The sequence below is a fragment of the Donghicola sp. genome (assembly GCF_025210255.1).
Taxonomy (GTDB): domain Bacteria; phylum Pseudomonadota; class Alphaproteobacteria; order Rhodobacterales; family Rhodobacteraceae; genus Donghicola; species Donghicola eburneus.
This window is the reverse complement of record NZ_JAOARZ010000029.1, coordinates 138,156-153,085: the sequence shown is the minus strand read 5'-3', so window position 1 is coordinate 153,085 and position 14,930 is coordinate 138,156. Positions and strand designations below refer to the sequence as shown.

Sequence of the window (14,930 nt, the reverse complement as noted above, 5' to 3'; positions counted from 1 at the left end):
GCTGGTCTTTTTCAAGCGAGGCCGCTAGGGACAGGGAGCACGCCACTGCATTTCGACGCGTGCGATCCGGATGACCGATAGCCGCGGAGACTCGCGCAGATGCAATTTGTGATTTTCATTGGTCCGCACAAAGTGGGCTCCAGTCAGCTTCAGGATTTTTTGTACCGGAACTACGTGCGGCTGATCCAATCCGGCATTCTGTATCCCATGATCGAGGCTGAGGGCCTATCTTTCATGGTCTCCAAGGCGATCATTGGCGATATCGACGATATTCCCCTGCCGGTAAATGCCCGCGAGGCGCACAATGCCTTTGCCTACAAGATGATTTCCGAGGTCGACGAGAACCGATTTGTGCCGCCTAAGCACACTGGGCTGCCACGCACACGTCAGATGTTTCGTGCCATCAAAAAGCAGATCGAATTTGTGCAGCCAGAGGCTGTGATCCTCGCGTCCGAAGTGTTCTCGACATTTGGCGTGATCAGTCCCCGCTTGATTCAGACCCTTATTGATGAATTCCCCGATGCTGATTTCCGGATTATCGCAAACTTGCGCCGCGTAGATAATTATCTGGCAAGCTGGCATGGAGAGCGCCTGAAGGCTGGCGAGCGACTGCATTCCTTGGGGCGTGGCGGATTGCAGTCATATTACGACACCACGCATTTCGATTACAGTCAGATTTTGGAACCTTGGGCACGGGCGATGCCCGAAGCGGACTTTGTGTTACGGGACTTCTCAGCGGTGCGGTCCGAAGGCACCATCGCGGACTTCAAAGAGCAGTCTTGTCTGAACTTTCCTCAGAATCTGACAACGCCAGCGCCCCAGAACCCCACTATGCACCGCGCGGTGCAAGAGATTGTGCGGCGTGGTAATGCACAGCTGATGCCCGAAGTTGCGCAAAATTTGCGAACTTTCTTGGAAGTCATAACGCCTGAACTCGATTTGCCGAAGTCATCGGACATCGAGATGTATGGCTCTGCGCTTCGAGCCGAAATGTTTGACCGTTTTGAGGATGTTCATGAGTTCCTCTGCGATATGACGGGGCAAACACCCTTTTTTGCGAACTTGCAGAACATGCTCCGCGAGAGACCCATTCCAGAGGCCGAGGCAACTGCCGAGGCTGTGTTGAAGCTCAAGTCGCATCTGCGGTGTCTTTCTGACGCCGATGCCCGAACCTTTATCGAGAATTTCGCGCTGTAACAGTCAGTCGCGGAACATCTGCCAATCGTGGTAAAGCGCCTCAGCCCTACAGGCCTGCGGCTGGGGCAACCAGCTTTGTTGCAGCTTTTGGGTTGAAACTGTCGCGACGGGCAATGCGCCCTCTGGTGCTTCTTTCCAGTGGAAATCGCGTTCCGCAGCATCAAGAATCGCATTCATAGGCAGGTCTACAGGCGCGGCCACATTCAGGATGTCTGGGCAGTCTTCGAGAGGGCAGGTGCACAACGCTGCGACGATCCGTGCCAAATCCGCAATTCCAACGAAACTGCGGACGGGCCCAGAGCCATCGGAAAAACGATCTAGGACGATGGGCGCTGTACCTGCCAAGGATCTAGAGATCGCATCTGCGCCGATCACATTCGCAACCCGCAGGATAATCGGCCGAGGCCCGTCGGTGCCGCGTAGCATATCCTCCATTTCGGCCTTGGCTTGGCCATAAGGGCTTGCCGGTGTCAGCACTTGTGTCTCTCTGGCCAACAAGCAAGAGCGGCCATAGACCGATTGCGTCGACAAATGGATCACACGATCCGCGCCGGTTTGGGTTGCCAGTGACTGCGCGGCGCGTGCCAGATCAAGGTTCACGCGGGTTTCTTCTAGCGTTCCGAAACAGACACCCCAAAGGCCAACGACAGCGCGAGCCTGTGAAACGACGGGCGGCATGTCTGGCGTCCACGCTTGCCACATCGGTCCGCTGTCGCGTGCGACCGCTGCAACGTGAAAGGACGGCCGCTCGCGCTTCCACGCCTTTAGCACGCGGCGTCCGACCTGACCGTTTGCACCCGTTACCAGAACCGGAGTTTCGAGCATCCCTGATGATATCCCTCTATCGGATGATTTGCGCCGATTTTGGCAAACATCCCGTGTTGCTTGAGCATCTTTCTAGCCTTGATCGCAAAGCTTGTCTTGGAGCGAAGCGCAAAAAATGGCATCAACTCAGCCAATTGATAAATGCTTTAAGGTTTCCCAATGCTGCGCCTTTTTCTAAGCCTTGTTCTGGTTACAGCCATCTCAGGCTGTATCGTTCCGCGAGGTGCGGTGACAAAATCAGAAGTTCTCAGGGGCTCTAACAGCCAAGACGCGAGCTTTGATGTCGTCGATCTGAACCCCACCTCCCTAGCCATGGTCGAGAAGTGGCCGCGGACTGGTGGCGGTCTAAAGCATGGGTGGATCGGCGGAAGCCGCGGTGCGTCCGACTATATCATTCGCTCGGGCGATATCCTGTCGCTGAGCATTTGGGATAGCCAAGAAGACTCCCTGTTGACGGGCACTGGACAAAAAGAAGCGCGGGTTCAGAATATCAGAGTCTCATCCGGAGGCAGCGTTTACTTGCCCTATATCGGCAATGTGCAAGTTGCTGGCAAAACGATCGAAAGTGCTCGAAACACGATTGCGCGGCAGATGGAGAGCATCGCGCCTTCGGTGCAAGTGCTCGTCTCTGCTCAGCCGGGTCAGAACAATATTGCGCGTGCCGTCGATGGTGTGTCGCGTCCAGGCGCTTATCCCCTGACGGATCGGAGCTACAGCGTCTTAAACTTGATCGCAGATGCGGGTGGTGTAGCCGATAGTATTCAGAACCCTGTGGTTCGACTGATGCGTGGGGGTGGGACCTACGAAATCTTTGCATCCGAGCTGACCGAGAACAGTGCGCTGGATACCGCTTTGCGTGGTGGCGACAAGGTACTGGTCACCGATCTGCCCCAAAATGTGACAGTCATGGGGGCGACAGGACGCGAGATGCAAGTCCCTCTGAAGTATCCGCCAATGACAGCGCTTCAGGCAGTCACAAATGCTGGCGGTCTGACAGACACGCGCGCAAACCCCAAGGGTTTGCTCGTTTTGCGCCAGTATGAGCACAACGCTGTGCGACTCGATACACACGGGCCGGACAAAGACTTGGTGATCTTTGCGTTGGATATGACCAACGCCGATGGATTGTTCGCAGCACAGAAGTTCGAAGTTTTCCCTGGCGACATCGTCTACGCCTCGGAGTCGCCACTGGTCTTGATCAACAACTTCCTTGATGTGTTCCGCGCAAGCGGGGCGACCTTTGTACAGGCGCAGAATCTAGCGAACTAACCCATTTCTGCTTGGCAGCACGAAGCGGGCGTCTGTGGGCGCCCGTGTCCGTTAAAATGGGATGAATGCAGCGCCAAGGTTCCTTCAGACATGTTAACCTAGGGTCGGTTTTCTCCGTGCATCGCAAAAACGGAGAGTGTCCATGACCAGCGCGTCCCCTCGGCTTGACCTGCCGATGATCCTGCCCGCCCAAGCCCAGAAACACGTCACCCATAACGAGGCTCTTCTGCGGCTGGATGGGGCTGTGCAGATGGTGCTTCAGAGCAGTTTTCAGGCAGCACCGCCGTCTGAGCCTGTCGTGGGCCATAGCTATTTCACGTCTGACAGCGCAACAGGCGATTGGGTGAACAACCCTAGAATGGTCGCGACCTATACCCAAAGCGGTTGGGTTTACCTGCAGCCTTCAGAAGGTTGGTTTGCTTGGGACGCTGCCAACGAGAGGCATATCGTCTATCAAAATGACGCTTGGATACCCGTGCCGCTGGATCTCAAGAATCTGCCTGCGGTTGGTGTTAATGCGACAGCAGATACGACAAACCGATTGATCGTGAGCGCCCAGGCTACTTTGCTGACCCACGAAGGCAACAACCATCAACTCAAAGTCAACAAAGCGGGTGCCGGCGACACAGCCAGCCTTGTCCTGCAATCGAATTGGTCCGGCCGCGCAGAGATTGGCCTCTGTGGCGATGACGCAGTCCACGTAAAGGTGTCCGCTGATGGCGGGACTTGGCTGGATGCGATCGTGGTAGACCCACAAACTGGACACCTCACAGGGGCTGCGGTCCAGACTTCGGCAGAGGATACGACCGAGGGGCGATTGATGCGCTCTGACTACGGTTATTGTCGTGGCAACGTTCTCGGTGCCGTTGGTATGAGCAACGGTGTCCCCTCTGGCGCGATTATTGAGTCTTCTCATTCTGGCGCCGGTTCCGTCGTCAAATTTGTGGACGGCACACAAATTTGCTTGGGGACTATTGATGTGACGGATGCAACCTCCGCGATGGGCGCGCTCTATAGCTCGGCTGCTGCCACTTGGACGTTCCCGGCGCAATTCGCAGAGCCGCCCTCCATTTCGGTCAGCGTGTCCGGCGCAAGCGGCGTTTGGGGGACTTTGGGCGGGACTGCACCCGCCAGCCACCAAGCAGAGGTTCAGGTCCTGAGCGCTTACTCCGTGACAGGCAGCTTGACACTGCACTGCACTGCGATTGGGCGCTGGATTTAGGCCCGGCGTGGCGAGTGGTCGTTTACGAAATCAGCTGTGCTGTCGACGCGTCCTTGTAGTCGTCCGTTGGCATTGACCACTTGAAAGCGGCGGCGCGCGCAGCTTCGGAATCTCCGCTTTCTATGGCGAGGCGGATGTCATTCAAAGCGGAGGCGACTTGGATTTCGGACAAGCGCCCTTCTCTGGCGCGCAAGATTTTCGGGTGGGGCGTGGTAAGCATGTCCTGCCCGATGAGTAATTCCTCGTGCAATTTCTCTCCTGGGCGCATCCCAATATAGCGAATCTCGATATCGCCATCCTTGTTGTCATGATCGCGTACAGAATATCCCGCTGCTTCGATCATCTGACGGGCGACCTGCGCGATCCGTACGGGCTGCCCCATGTCCAAAACGAAAACGTCCCCACCGCGCGTGAACGATCCTGCCAGCAGCACAAGTCGCGATGCCTCTGGGATGGTCATAAAGAAACGGGTGACCTCGGGGTGCGTAACAGTCACCGGACCGCCAGATGCAATTTGCTCTTCAAAGAGCGGAATGATTGAGCCTGAAGATCCAAGTACGTTACCGAAACGGACCATCGAAAAGCGCGTCCCAGAGCTGCGCGTCGCGAGATCTTGTATCACGAGCTCTGCCAATCGCTTTGACGCGCCCATCACGTTTGATGGGCGCACAGCCTTGTCTGTCGAAACTAGGATAAAGCGTTCCACGCCTACAGATCGCGCAGCTTCGGCTGTGATTTTGGTGCCAAAGACATTGTTCCACAAACCAGCGAGTTCGTTGTTTTCGACAATCGGCACATGTTTATAGGCGGCTGCATGAAGGACGACTTGAACCCCTTTGCTCCGCATAACTCGCTCGATGCCCTTCCGGTCCGTCACTGACATCAGGACTGAGGCGATCTTGATTTTGCGATTCAGTGCATGCAGTTCCTTCGAAATCGCATAGAGTGCAAATTCGCTATGATCGACCAGCACGATCTTCTTCGGCTTGCAGGAAAAGATCTGGCGGCAAAGCTCAGAGCCAATCGAACCACCTGCACCGGTGATCATCACGACCTTGCCTTCGTAGCTTTCGCCGGTTTCGGGAATCTGATCCTCCAACCGAGCACGGTTCAACACCGCGTTTGCGTCGAAACGCTGCTCTTCGCTATTGGCCGTACGGTTCATCATATCCGCGAAAGAAGGTAGCAGGCGTGTTTCACAGCCCATCTCATTCAAGCGGCGGGAAATTTGACGCTGCCTTGGTAGGCTGACCGAGGGCATCGCAAGGATCACGCGATCCACTTGGCGCTTGTCGCAGAGCGCTTTGACCTTGATTGGCGAGTGAACTTTTAGGCCGGAAATAGTTTGGCTTTGTAAGGTAGGGTTGTCATCAACAAAGCCGATAATCTCAACCGAGCGGTCAGTCTTCAGTGCAGCCGCCAGCTGTTGGCCAGTTTGCCCCGCACCGTAGATTACAATTCGCAGACGGTTATCCCCCTTGCGATAAACCGCTAGAAGCATCTGTCGCACGAGCGCACGCGCCCCAATGCTTAATAGACTGTTGCAGGCTGCCGCGGCAATCCAGACACGAATCGGTATATCAATTCCAGCGAGGTGAACAGTGACGGCGCCAAGCACAGCAACTGTCACCGCTGCCAACGAACTGAGGCCCGCACACGCCATATCGTAGCTGTTCAAACGTACTCGATGCAGGCCAAGAAGAAGGGCAGCACCCATTGCGAAGAGCGCAACGCTGCCAAAGAGGAATGCCGTTGCGATAGCATTCAGGTCCACAACAGCTGATGACAAACCGACTAGCTCGAATGCGCAGTATAGGGAGATTGGCGCTAAGATCACATCCAATGCGAGGATGAGGAGTGTCTTGTGTGCGCGGGTCATCCGCATCAGCAGATTGTAAATGAGCATTTAAATTTTCCGAATGCCGGGACGACAGACCAGGTAAACAATTACGAGGTAAAAACACTTCTATTGTTGCTATACGCGAGTCTCGCGCTCGAAGCCACCTTACAGCTAAAGTTGTGGCAGAGTTTCGAGGATTCGCAGGCGACTATTTGCGCAAAGCCGTTTTTTTGATCAACCAAAGGTCCATGCAAAGGTTTCTATTTCTTTGGTAAATTAAATCGAGCTGCGCTTTACGGGGGACGCATCTGTCAGAGTAAATGGCGTCGGTCTCCTCGGCCGAGGCGCAAGATTTTAAGAGTGACTCTTCGTGCTTGTGGTAGAAAATTGTGGCCATTCCGGTGATTCCTGGCCGTGATCTCAACACCTGAGTATAAATGTCAGGGAATTTTTCGACGTATTGTCGTAACGGTGGCCTTGGTCCCACGAAACTAATGTCGCCGCGAATGACGTTAAAAATTTGCGGAAGTTCATCTAGCCGATACTTGCGCAGGAACTTGCCCACCGGAAAGATGCGAGCGGTTTTATCTCCGCCTGATACGCCGGTGTCTTGGCTCACTACTTTCATCGACCTGAACTTCAATAGAGTGAAACCCGTGCATGCATCCTTCATGCGCTCGGAGCGATAAAAGCCTGGGAAACCGTCGCTTACAATAATCGCTAAATATATCAGCAGGATAGGAGGCGCGAGAAATGGCAGCAAAAACAAAGAAAAAACCAAATCAAACAGGCGTTTTGAGAACGGCATCGGAAATTCACTTAGAAGCTGTCGTAGTCGCAGAAGATGACCGAAACTGAGAGGTCAAGATGTTGTTGCACGATTCCTCATCGAAATTGCAACACTTCCTTTTTTAGCTTGAACTTGAGAGCAAATGTTGCTGGCCAAATTTACAATCCTGTGCAATGGATAAGGCTAGACCTGTTTGCGTCTGGGGCGAACGGGGAATCACGCTTTGGAGATAGCAAGATGAAGAAGATTATTACTCTTACTGCTGCATTTGCTCTTGCAGCCTCGACCTCGACCGCAGTTCTGGCACAGGCAGACGCTGCAGCGGCTCAGGCCGGTGGTGCAGGCGGCGGCGCAGGTGGCGGCGCAGGTGTTGGTCTGGGTGTCGGCGGTGCGGCCGGTGGTCTGGCTGGCATTGCAGGCGCAAGCGCATTGGTTATCGTTGGCGGTGTTGTTCTGACTGGTGCCGCTCTGGCATCGTACCTTGCCGCGCAAGACAGCGACTCGAGCGACGATTCTTCGACCACCACCACCACCACCACCAACTAATTGGTGCTGATAGGCGGAATTCAAAGCGCGGCCCATGGGCCGCGTTTTTTTGTAACTGGATTGCTGTGCAAATGCCCTGAGGAGTCAAACGTGATCAGTGGCGTAGGTACTCAATGCTCAGGTGTCCGTGGTCATTACTAAGCCACTGCTCTGACCGAGCCAGCAGCGGCGCCCCCGGGGTGTACTCGTACACATTCTTAAATGCGCGACCCGGTGTCGTACAGTTTTCGATCATACGATCAGGAGCGGTTTGGCTCAGCCGGCAGTCATACATCACCGAGATTTCGTGCCCTTCGCCGTCCAGCGTGCGCAGCACCCGTTGATAGTCGCCCTCCGAACGCGCGGCGAGCAAACCTGGTAACGGCCCGTTTTCCGAGGACATCAAATCGTCGCCTAGCCTGCGAGTTTCGGCCAAGACGCCGCCTTCGAGCGTAACGGTCATGTCGTCGCTGGAACTGAAGACCCGATAATTCCCAATCTCGGTATTTAGGACAAAGATGCCAGCGCCGTTGATCGTGCGTTGGGTCATTAAAATCATAGGCGTTGGCACTTGCTCCAACAGAGCTGGGACGGCGGCGCGCAGTTGGGCCGCGTTGCTCTGCTGCTCAGTATCGCTCAGGCTTGTGCGCCAATTGGCTCCGATACGGCTAAACAGCTCAAGCCTCGATTCTTGGCGGTCCGAGCCACAGGATGCCACAAGCCCAACGGCCATAATTACAGTGATCAAACGCACAAGCGACGTCATCGCCAGAACCTTCCGTATTCCTGATCGAGAGAGGGGCGATGATAATCCGCGAGCCCACCGTATAAACGGTCGTTCACACTGAGTTTTGCACCACCGTTCCGTTGTAGCGGTCGGACAACCTCGGTGTATGATGTTCGCTTCGGTTCCTGAAGGGTGAAGCTGAGCGGCATGGTGAACATGATGCCTTTGTCAAAGCTGCCTTCGCCGTAGTCTTCGGCCGAAATGTCTGTGAGCGTGGCAAAGGCGCCAAAAGCCCAGCCGTTGTCGAAGGTCCGTTGGACCAGCAGCGTCGCGCCCTTGTCGCCCGCCAGATATTGGCCAACATCGAGTTTGGCAAAGTAGCCGTTGTCGAAGTCATAATAGGCGGAAACGTGGCCCGTCGTGACCTCGTAATCGCGGAAGTCGAACAGGCGGTCGAACCCACGCTGCCTGACACGGGATACTTCAATCCCAAGCGACAAAGGGCTGTCGACTGGCTTCCAGAGGACCTCGCCGGACACACCGCCATACATGTTTTCCAGATAGCCGACGCGGCCGCTCACGTAGATGTCCTTGAAAGGGTGCGCTGTGTAGTAGAGCGCAAGGGACTCTACACCGAACGGATCCTCGAAATAGAGCGGCCCCAAAGTGCGGACAGGTGGCACGATGCCGTCGAAATCTGGTTCTGATCCCGCCAAGTCCCCAGCCAATCGATATGTGAAGGAAGAGCCAATTTTGAAATTCTTGCTCAAGCGAAGGGTGTTGCGAAAGCGGATACCAAAGTCGGCACGCAGAGGCTGGAATACGTCGAAATACCCGGGCTGGATGTAGGGAGAAAAGCCATAGTCGAACGAAGGATACTTATCGTCATCAAAGGCGATCATGTGCCCTCGCGTGTCTTCGATCACCATACGTTCCTTGATGGCCTCTACAGTATTGAACTGCAGATTTTCGAGGTCAGAGCGTTGGAAAGTGATCCGCGACAGACCCATACCATTTGAGACCGGGACAATGTGAATCGTCTCGATCGAGTAGGGCAGCTGGCTTGCCATTGCGCGGGCGGCGCGACCGATGGCTTGGGGCTCGGACCCGTATCGCGGATTTTCGAGCAGAAGTGTTGCCTCACGCCCCGATACCTCAAGGCCAGCGATCCGCAATTGGTCGCGATCAAGCTGGCGCTTCAGGTTCTCGCGGATCGTGGGCAGCACCGCATCGCCGAGCTGTGTCCACCCCAATAATTCGCTTTCGCCGGGCGCGCGCTTGCGGATCGGCAGAGGGGCCTCTTCGATACCGGTGTTCATGGCCGGTTCGCGCGGGTTGATCGAGAAGGTCGCCTGTACCCCGAACTTGTCGCCGTTCAGTGAATACAGAGAAACGCGGCTGTCAGCGCCCAAGTCATAGGTCAAAGAGAAATTAAGCGGCGTCCGGTTCTTGTAGAAACCCGCAGCCTCTTCGGCGTCAAAGGCATCGCTGGAGTATTCCGCCACGAACCGCCATTTGTCATTTACGTCCCAGCTCAGACCGGCAAAGGGAGCGACATCCCCGCGGAACCACTGGTTAAAGTTGAACGTACCGCCGCGCCCCTCAAACACGTAGGAACCTGTGCCGATCTCATCAATCAAACGGGACGGGCGCTCGCCGATTGTGGTGAGTGGATTGTAACTGCCCAAACGACCGAAGCCGATCCCGCCAGTTAGCGAAAACCCGGGCGCGACGGTTTTGGTCGCGACCACGTATTCGCCGGAATAAAGGCCCGTGCCCGCAAAGTCTTGGAGGCCAACGGCGACGGCGGGTAAATATCGGCCCTCGTCCAGCACTTGATATCGGACGTCAAAGCTGCGGTCGTAATAGGTGTCTTGGCCCTGAAACGGGTTGATCGCACCATCGACGCCAGCATAGCGGAAGGTCGCAGTAATTCTGTCGGAAAACTGAAATGTCAGGCCAACGGTCGTCGTGCCCGGCATATAGCCAAAGGTCGACGCGGCCTCGCCATTCGAAGCCAGTTTGGCGTCAGGCAAGGTAATCAGGCCGGGGGTGCCCCAGATCGTATAGTTTGTTTCAGATGATCCATCTGCCGACCAAGCCGGCACCGTGCCGAAGACGCAGCAAAGCGCGCAAACTGCGCGCGCCAGAGGCTGCCGGATGCGCGAAGAACTGCGCGCCAGTACTTTAACCACGTCGATCGTCCATGAAGTCCAGGTTTCTTTCTGCAAGCCCGATTGCAAGGGACCGTGCGCACCCGACATTAGCGGCTGATCACGCATTCGTCCAACCGTTGTTACGTGGTGGTGTGCGAAGTTTTGCTTTGGGAAAAGCATTTTGCTGCCCAAGAATACCTGATAGTGCATGGGCTCTAACGACGACCCGGATAGACAAGCAGCATGACAGAGAACGAAATCTCGCAATACGCGCAGGATGTCCTGAAAACAGAGCTTGCAGCTTTGTCCCTGATGGCTGACGCGCCGCCGGCGCAAATTCCGGCAGTGGTGCGACTGATTCAAGCAAGCACGGGCCGGGTGATTGTTTCTGGCATGGGCAAATCCGGCCATGTGGGCGCGAAAATGGCAGCAACCTTTGCCAGCACCGGAACCCCCGCGCAGTTCGTCCACCCCGGCGAGGCCAGCCACGGCGATCTGGGGATGATCACCAAGAACGACGTGGTGATCCTGATCTCGAACTCTGGCGAGACCAAGGAACTGGCCGACATCATCGCCCACACCCGCCGCTTCGGGATCAAGATGGTTGCGATCACCAAAAACGCGGACAGCACCTTGGCGCAGCAATCTGACTACCTGCTGCAACTCCCGAATGCGCCCGAGGCCTGCGCGATTGGAATGGCGCCGACCACCTCGACCACGCTGACCATGGCGCTGGGGGATGCGGTCGCGGTCGCCCTCATGCGTATTCGTGGCTTCGAGAAAGAGAACTTCCTAGCCTTCCACCCCGGTGGCAGCCTTGGCGCGCAGCTTCTGCCTGTTGCGGCCCTGATGCACAAAGGCGACGAGCTGCCGCTCGTGGACGAAGAGACTACTATGGGCGACGCGCTGGTCCAGATGTCGGCAAAGGGGCTCGGCATTGTCGCGCTGATCGAGAATGGCAAACTGAACGGCATCATCACGGACGGCGACTTGCGCCGTAATCTGGATGGCTTGATGGAGAAAACCGCCGGTCAGGTCGCCACCCGCGGCCCCCGCACGATCCGCGAGACTGCCCTCGCGTCCGAGGCGCTGGGGATCATGAACGACAACAAAATTACAACGCTTTGCGTCACCACCGAAGAGGGTGTGCTGCGGGGCATTATCCACATCCACGATTGTCTGCGCGCAGGTGTTGCATGAGCACTGTTATCCTGATCCCCGCCCGTTACGCCTCGACCCGCTATCCGGGCAAACCGCTGGTGCCGCTGCATGGCGCGACCGGCATCGCGAAGTCCTTGATCCAGCGCTCGTGGGAAGTGGCCAAGGCGACCCACGGCGTCGATGCGGTCTATGTCTGCACCGATGACGACCGGATCGCCAACGCCGCCAAAGCGTTTGGCGCAGATGTCCTGATGACCTCGGAGTTCGCCAAGAACGGCACCGAGCGCTGCGCCGAAGCTGTCTCCCAACTGCCCGAAGACACCGATCTGGTGGTGAACCTGCAGGGCGACGCGCCCCTGACTCCCGTCTGGTTCCTGACCGCCCTGATCGACGCGATGAAGGCCGACCCCGAACTGCCCGTCGCGACCCCCGTCCTGCGCTGCGACGCCGAGACCCTGAACAACTTCCGCGAAGACCGCCGCGCCCGCCGTGTGGGCGGCACCACCGCCGTGTTCAACACCCACGGCCACGCGCTCTATTTCTCCAAAGAGGTCGTGCCCTACACCGGGGACGAGCCCGCAACTGGCGACAACACCCCTGTGTTCCACCACGTTGGCGTCTACGCCTACCGCCCCGCCGCCCTGAAATCCTATATGTCGTGGCCCGAGGGCACGCTGGAAAAGCTCGAAGGTCTGGAACAGCTGCGCTTCCTCGAAAATGGTCAGTCCGTCGCCTGTGTTCAGGTCGAAGGCCGTGGCCGCGTGTTCTGGGAACTGAACAACCCCGTCGATGTGGAACGCATTGAATCTGTGCTGAAAAAGGAAGGCACCGAATGAAAACCGTCACCGTCCGCGACATCAAGATCGCACAGAACCTGCCCTTTGTCCTGATCGCCGGCCCCTGCCAACTCGAAAGCTTGGACCACGCGCGCATGATGGCAAACGGCATCGCCGAAGCCTGCGCGGCCTCGGGCATCCAGTGGGTCTTCAAGGCCAGCTATGACAAGGCGAACCGTAGCTCCCTGTCTGGTGAACGCGGCCTCGGCATGGAAAAGGGCCTAGAGGTTCTGAACACCATCAGCGAGGAATTCGGCGTTCCCACGATCACCGACGTCCACGAACCGTGGCACTGCGCCAAGGCGGCCGAGGTTTGCGACATCCTGCAAATCCCCGCCTTCTTGTGCCGCCAGACCGACCTGCTGCTCGCCGCTGGTGAAACCGGCAAAGCCTTGAACGTAAAAAAGGGCCAGTTCCTTGCCCCTTGGGACATGGGCAACGCGGTGAAAAAGATCGAAAGCACCGGAAACGAGAACATCATGCTCTGCGAGCGTGGCACCACGTTCGGCTACGGCCAGCTGGTGTCGGACATGCGCGCCCTGCCGATCATGGCCGAAACCGGCTACCCGACGGTGTTTGACGCGACCCACTCGGTCCAGATGCCGGGCTCCAAGGGCACCTCGACCGGCGGTCAGCGTGAATTTGTCGAACCTCTGGCCCGAGCGGCGCTGGCGGTGGGCACTGGCGCGGTCTTCATCGAAACGCATCAGGACCCCGAAAACGCCCCCTCGGACGGCCCGAACATGGTCCCGCTGACGGAAATGACGGCTCTCCTGAAACGCCTCAAGGCCTATGACGACCTGACCAAGGGCTGACCCGCAGCATGGCCAACTTCCGGCTCCATAATCCGGATTGTGTCATCATCCACATCCACAAGACCGGCGGTACAACGATCCGCCGGCACTTGTGGGACGGTCGCTTCTCTGGCCGCTCGTTTGGCGAAATGCGCCCCGAATGGCGCAACCTCTACAAGTTTGCGTTTGTCCGGCACCCGCTCGACCGCTTCGTCTCGGCCTATTCCTATTTCAACCAGCATCGTGGTTTCAAAGGCACAATTGAAGACTTCGCCGCGATCACGATGAACGTCACAATCGACCACACGGGCACCCGCCGAACCAAACCCGAGATCATTCGCCATCACACGATCCAGCAAACCCACAGGTTCTACTGCCTGACCGAGGCAGACGAACTCTACCGTTTTGAAAATTACGATGCCGAAATCGCGCGCCTCGCGAGCAAAGTTGGCCTCGCGCTCGACGGCGTGCCCCACGCCAATCGCAGTGAACACAGCACTTGGGAGCAGCACATCACTGGCCCGCTGCTGGATCAACTTTGTGCTTTCTACGCCCGCGATTTCGCAGACCTTGGCTATCCTTCGCCTTAAACTCTTTCTTGGGAAAAATACCCCTAGGGTGAATTGGCCAAAGGCCGAGAGGGGGCAGCGCCCCCTTTAGTACCCAGCCGCTCGATCAACCAGATAAAGCAAGGGCTCCCCTGCATCGGCGCGTCGGATATTCTCGGCAACCACTTTGGACGCAGTGTCCGCTCGGGTTTCCGACGCGATGTGAGGCGTCACCGTCACATCCGGATGCGCCCAAAAGGGATGCTCGGCAGGCAAAGGCTCCACGCGGAAAACGTCAAGCGTTGCATGCGCCACCTGCCCACTGTCCAACGCAGCCAAAAGTGCGTCGTCATCGATCAAGGGTCCTCGGCCTGGGTTCAGGATCGATGCCCCATGGGCCAGCCATGACATAGCCTCTGAATCCAAGACATTCTCGGTTTCGGGTGTGTCAGGCAGCAGCAAAACGATGATCTCTGCCCCTTCCAGTGCGGCCTTCATTCCAGCGGCTCCACTGAAACATGCGATATCTGCAAGCTCGCGCGGGCTGCGTGCCCATCCGCGCACCTGAAATCCAAGCTGGACCAGCATCTCAGCGCAGCCGCGACCCAGTTCGCCAAGTCCCAGAATGGTCACCTTGCGATCTTGTGCCAAGGGAGGCGCCTTGTGGCGCCAGACACCGTCTTGCACCAGAATGTGCTGGTCCATCCCCAGATGGTAGCGCAGCACATGGCCGGTCACAAACTCGACCATGCCCTTCTTCAATCCAGGGTCCACCATGCGGGTCAAGGGCATCGTGAGTGTTTGATTCCCCACAATCTTTTCCACACCGGCCCACAGGCTCAAAACCGCCTTGCAGCGCTTAAAAGGCGTGAAATCCTGCATCTCGGGATGGGGGGCGTAAACGATGTAATCCACATCCTCGGGCGCATGATCCATAGAAAGATCCGCATCCACTCCTGCCGCTTTCAATGCTCTGGTCAGTGGGGCCTCGTATTCGGCCCAGTAGGCAGCGGGCGCAGCTAGTTGGACGTTGATCATAG

Annotated in this window: 14 protein-coding genes; 8 read left to right on the top strand and 6 right to left on the bottom strand. The window is 57.0% G+C overall.

Annotated features, from left to right (window positions below; translation table 11 throughout):
• Nucleotides 1-99: 99 nt before the first annotated feature.
• Nucleotides 100-1,197 (top strand): hypothetical protein, encoded by a 1,098-nt coding sequence (locus N4A58_RS14530; RefSeq protein WP_293710803.1) that lies wholly within the window; start codon nt 100-102, stop codon nt 1,195-1,197.
• A gap of 3 nt (nt 1,198-1,200) precedes the next feature.
• Here the strand turns inward: N4A58_RS14530 and N4A58_RS14525 are convergent, their stop codons facing one another.
• Entirely contained in the window at nt 1,201-2,022 is an 822-nt protein-coding gene (locus N4A58_RS14525) for an NAD(P)-dependent oxidoreductase (RefSeq protein ID WP_293710801.1), read from the bottom strand.
• 228 nt (nt 2,023-2,250) lie between these two features.
• On the opposite strand from N4A58_RS14525, the gene N4A58_RS14520 reads away from it, so the two are divergent.
• Together N4A58_RS14520 and N4A58_RS14515 are read left to right on the top strand one after the other, a co-directional pair.
• Nucleotides 2,251-3,291, top strand: a complete 1,041-nt coding sequence (locus N4A58_RS14520; protein ID WP_177218590.1) for a polysaccharide biosynthesis/export family protein — start codon at nt 2,251-2,253, stop codon at nt 3,289-3,291.
• Nucleotides 3,292-3,433: 142 nt separating this feature from the next.
• Nucleotides 3,434-4,513 (top strand): DUF2793 domain-containing protein, encoded by a 1,080-nt coding sequence (locus N4A58_RS14515; protein WP_293710799.1) that lies wholly within the window; start codon nt 3,434-3,436, stop codon nt 4,511-4,513.
• Between the two features lie 22 nt (nt 4,514-4,535).
• Here N4A58_RS14515 and N4A58_RS14510 read toward each other — a convergent pair whose 3' ends face one another.
• Both N4A58_RS14510 and N4A58_RS14505 read right to left on the bottom strand, forming a co-directional pair.
• Complete coding sequence (locus N4A58_RS14510) at nt 4,536-6,419, bottom strand: nucleoside-diphosphate sugar epimerase/dehydratase (RefSeq protein ID WP_293710797.1); 1,884 nt, start codon at nt 6,417-6,419, stop codon at nt 4,536-4,538.
• Nucleotides 6,420-6,561: 142 nt separating this feature from the next.
• Entirely contained in the window at nt 6,562-7,161 is a 600-nt protein-coding gene (locus N4A58_RS14505) for a sugar transferase (RefSeq protein ID WP_293710795.1), read from the bottom strand.
• A 219-nt stretch (nt 7,162-7,380) separates the two neighbouring features.
• Here N4A58_RS14505 and N4A58_RS14500 point away from each other — a divergent pair, with 219 nt between their 5' ends.
• The gene (locus tag N4A58_RS14500) at nt 7,381-7,689 is read left to right on the top strand and encodes a hypothetical protein (RefSeq protein WP_293710793.1); all 309 of its coding nucleotides are present in this window, start codon (nt 7,381-7,383) and stop codon (nt 7,687-7,689) included.
• Nucleotides 7,690-7,783: 94 nt separating this feature from the next.
• Here the strand turns inward: N4A58_RS14500 and N4A58_RS14495 are convergent, their stop codons facing one another.
• Both N4A58_RS14495 and N4A58_RS14490 read right to left on the bottom strand, forming a co-directional pair.
• Nucleotides 7,784-8,434, bottom strand: a complete 651-nt coding sequence (locus N4A58_RS14495) for a YjbF family lipoprotein (protein ID WP_293710791.1) — start codon at nt 8,432-8,434, stop codon at nt 7,784-7,786.
• On the bottom strand, nt 8,431-10,590 hold the full coding sequence (locus N4A58_RS14490) for a YjbH domain-containing protein (protein WP_293710789.1): 2,160 nt from the start codon (nt 10,588-10,590) through the stop codon (nt 8,431-8,433). The genes N4A58_RS14495 and N4A58_RS14490 overlap by 4 nt, the downstream gene beginning before the upstream one ends.
• Before the next feature lie 204 nt (nt 10,591-10,794).
• On the opposite strand from N4A58_RS14490, the gene N4A58_RS14485 reads away from it, so the two are divergent.
• The 4 genes from N4A58_RS14485 to N4A58_RS14470 are packed head-to-tail and all read left to right on the top strand — an operon-like array spanning nt 10,795 to nt 13,932.
• Nucleotides 10,795-11,751, top strand: a complete 957-nt coding sequence (locus N4A58_RS14485; RefSeq protein ID WP_293710787.1) for a KpsF/GutQ family sugar-phosphate isomerase — start codon at nt 10,795-10,797, stop codon at nt 11,749-11,751.
• Nucleotides 11,748-12,548 carry a 3-deoxy-manno-octulosonate cytidylyltransferase gene (locus tag N4A58_RS14480; RefSeq protein WP_293710785.1) on the top strand — a complete coding sequence of 267 codons (801 nt, stop codon included), beginning with the start codon at nt 11,748-11,750 and terminating at the stop codon, nt 12,546-12,548. Before N4A58_RS14485 ends, N4A58_RS14480 begins: the two co-directional genes overlap by 4 nt.
• Complete coding sequence (gene kdsA, locus N4A58_RS14475) at nt 12,545-13,363, top strand: 3-deoxy-8-phosphooctulonate synthase (protein WP_293710783.1); 819 nt, start codon at nt 12,545-12,547, stop codon at nt 13,361-13,363. The genes N4A58_RS14480 and kdsA overlap by 4 nt, the downstream gene beginning before the upstream one ends.
• 8 nt (nt 13,364-13,371) lie before the next feature.
• On the top strand, nt 13,372-13,932 hold the full coding sequence (locus N4A58_RS14470; protein WP_293710781.1) for a sulfotransferase family 2 domain-containing protein: 561 nt from the start codon (nt 13,372-13,374) through the stop codon (nt 13,930-13,932).
• A gap of 66 nt (nt 13,933-13,998) precedes the next feature.
• On the opposite strand, the gene N4A58_RS14465 is transcribed toward N4A58_RS14470, so the two are convergent.
• Nucleotides 13,999-14,928: a glyoxylate/hydroxypyruvate reductase A gene (locus tag N4A58_RS14465; protein WP_293710779.1), complete on the bottom strand. Its 930-nt coding sequence runs from the start codon at nt 14,926-14,928 to the stop codon at nt 13,999-14,001.
• Between the last annotated feature and the right edge of the window lie 2 nt (nt 14,929-14,930).

What these genes read in the sequence shown, in the direction of transcription:
- N4A58_RS14485 (WP_293710787.1), top strand. Translation starts at nt 10,795, where the DNA reads ATGACAGAGAACGAAATCTCGCAATACGCGCAGGATGTCCTGAAAACA.
- N4A58_RS14525 (WP_293710801.1), bottom strand. Translation starts at nt 2,022, where the DNA reads ATGCTCGAAACTCCGGTTCTGGTAACGGGTGCAAACGGTCAGGTCGGA.
- kdsA (WP_293710783.1), top strand. Translation starts at nt 12,545, where the DNA reads ATGAAAACCGTCACCGTCCGCGACATCAAGATCGCACAGAACCTGCCC.
- N4A58_RS14495 (WP_293710791.1), bottom strand. Translation starts at nt 8,434, where the DNA reads ATGACGTCGCTTGTGCGTTTGATCACTGTAATTATGGCCGTTGGGCTT.
- N4A58_RS14500 (WP_293710793.1), top strand. Translation starts at nt 7,381, where the DNA reads ATGAAGAAGATTATTACTCTTACTGCTGCATTTGCTCTTGCAGCCTCG.
- N4A58_RS14530 (WP_293710803.1), top strand. Translation starts at nt 100, where the DNA reads ATGCAATTTGTGATTTTCATTGGTCCGCACAAAGTGGGCTCCAGTCAG.
- N4A58_RS14510 (WP_293710797.1), bottom strand. Translation starts at nt 6,419, where the DNA reads ATGCTCATTTACAATCTGCTGATGCGGATGACCCGCGCACACAAGACA.
- N4A58_RS14515 (WP_293710799.1), top strand. Translation starts at nt 3,434, where the DNA reads ATGACCAGCGCGTCCCCTCGGCTTGACCTGCCGATGATCCTGCCCGCC.
- N4A58_RS14505 (WP_293710795.1), bottom strand. Translation starts at nt 7,161, where the DNA reads ATGCCGTTCTCAAAACGCCTGTTTGATTTGGTTTTTTCTTTGTTTTTG.
- N4A58_RS14470 (WP_293710781.1), top strand. Translation starts at nt 13,372, where the DNA reads ATGGCCAACTTCCGGCTCCATAATCCGGATTGTGTCATCATCCACATC.
- N4A58_RS14480 (WP_293710785.1), top strand. Translation starts at nt 11,748, where the DNA reads ATGAGCACTGTTATCCTGATCCCCGCCCGTTACGCCTCGACCCGCTAT.
- N4A58_RS14465 (WP_293710779.1), bottom strand. Translation starts at nt 14,928, where the DNA reads ATGATCAACGTCCAACTAGCTGCGCCCGCTGCCTACTGGGCCGAATAC.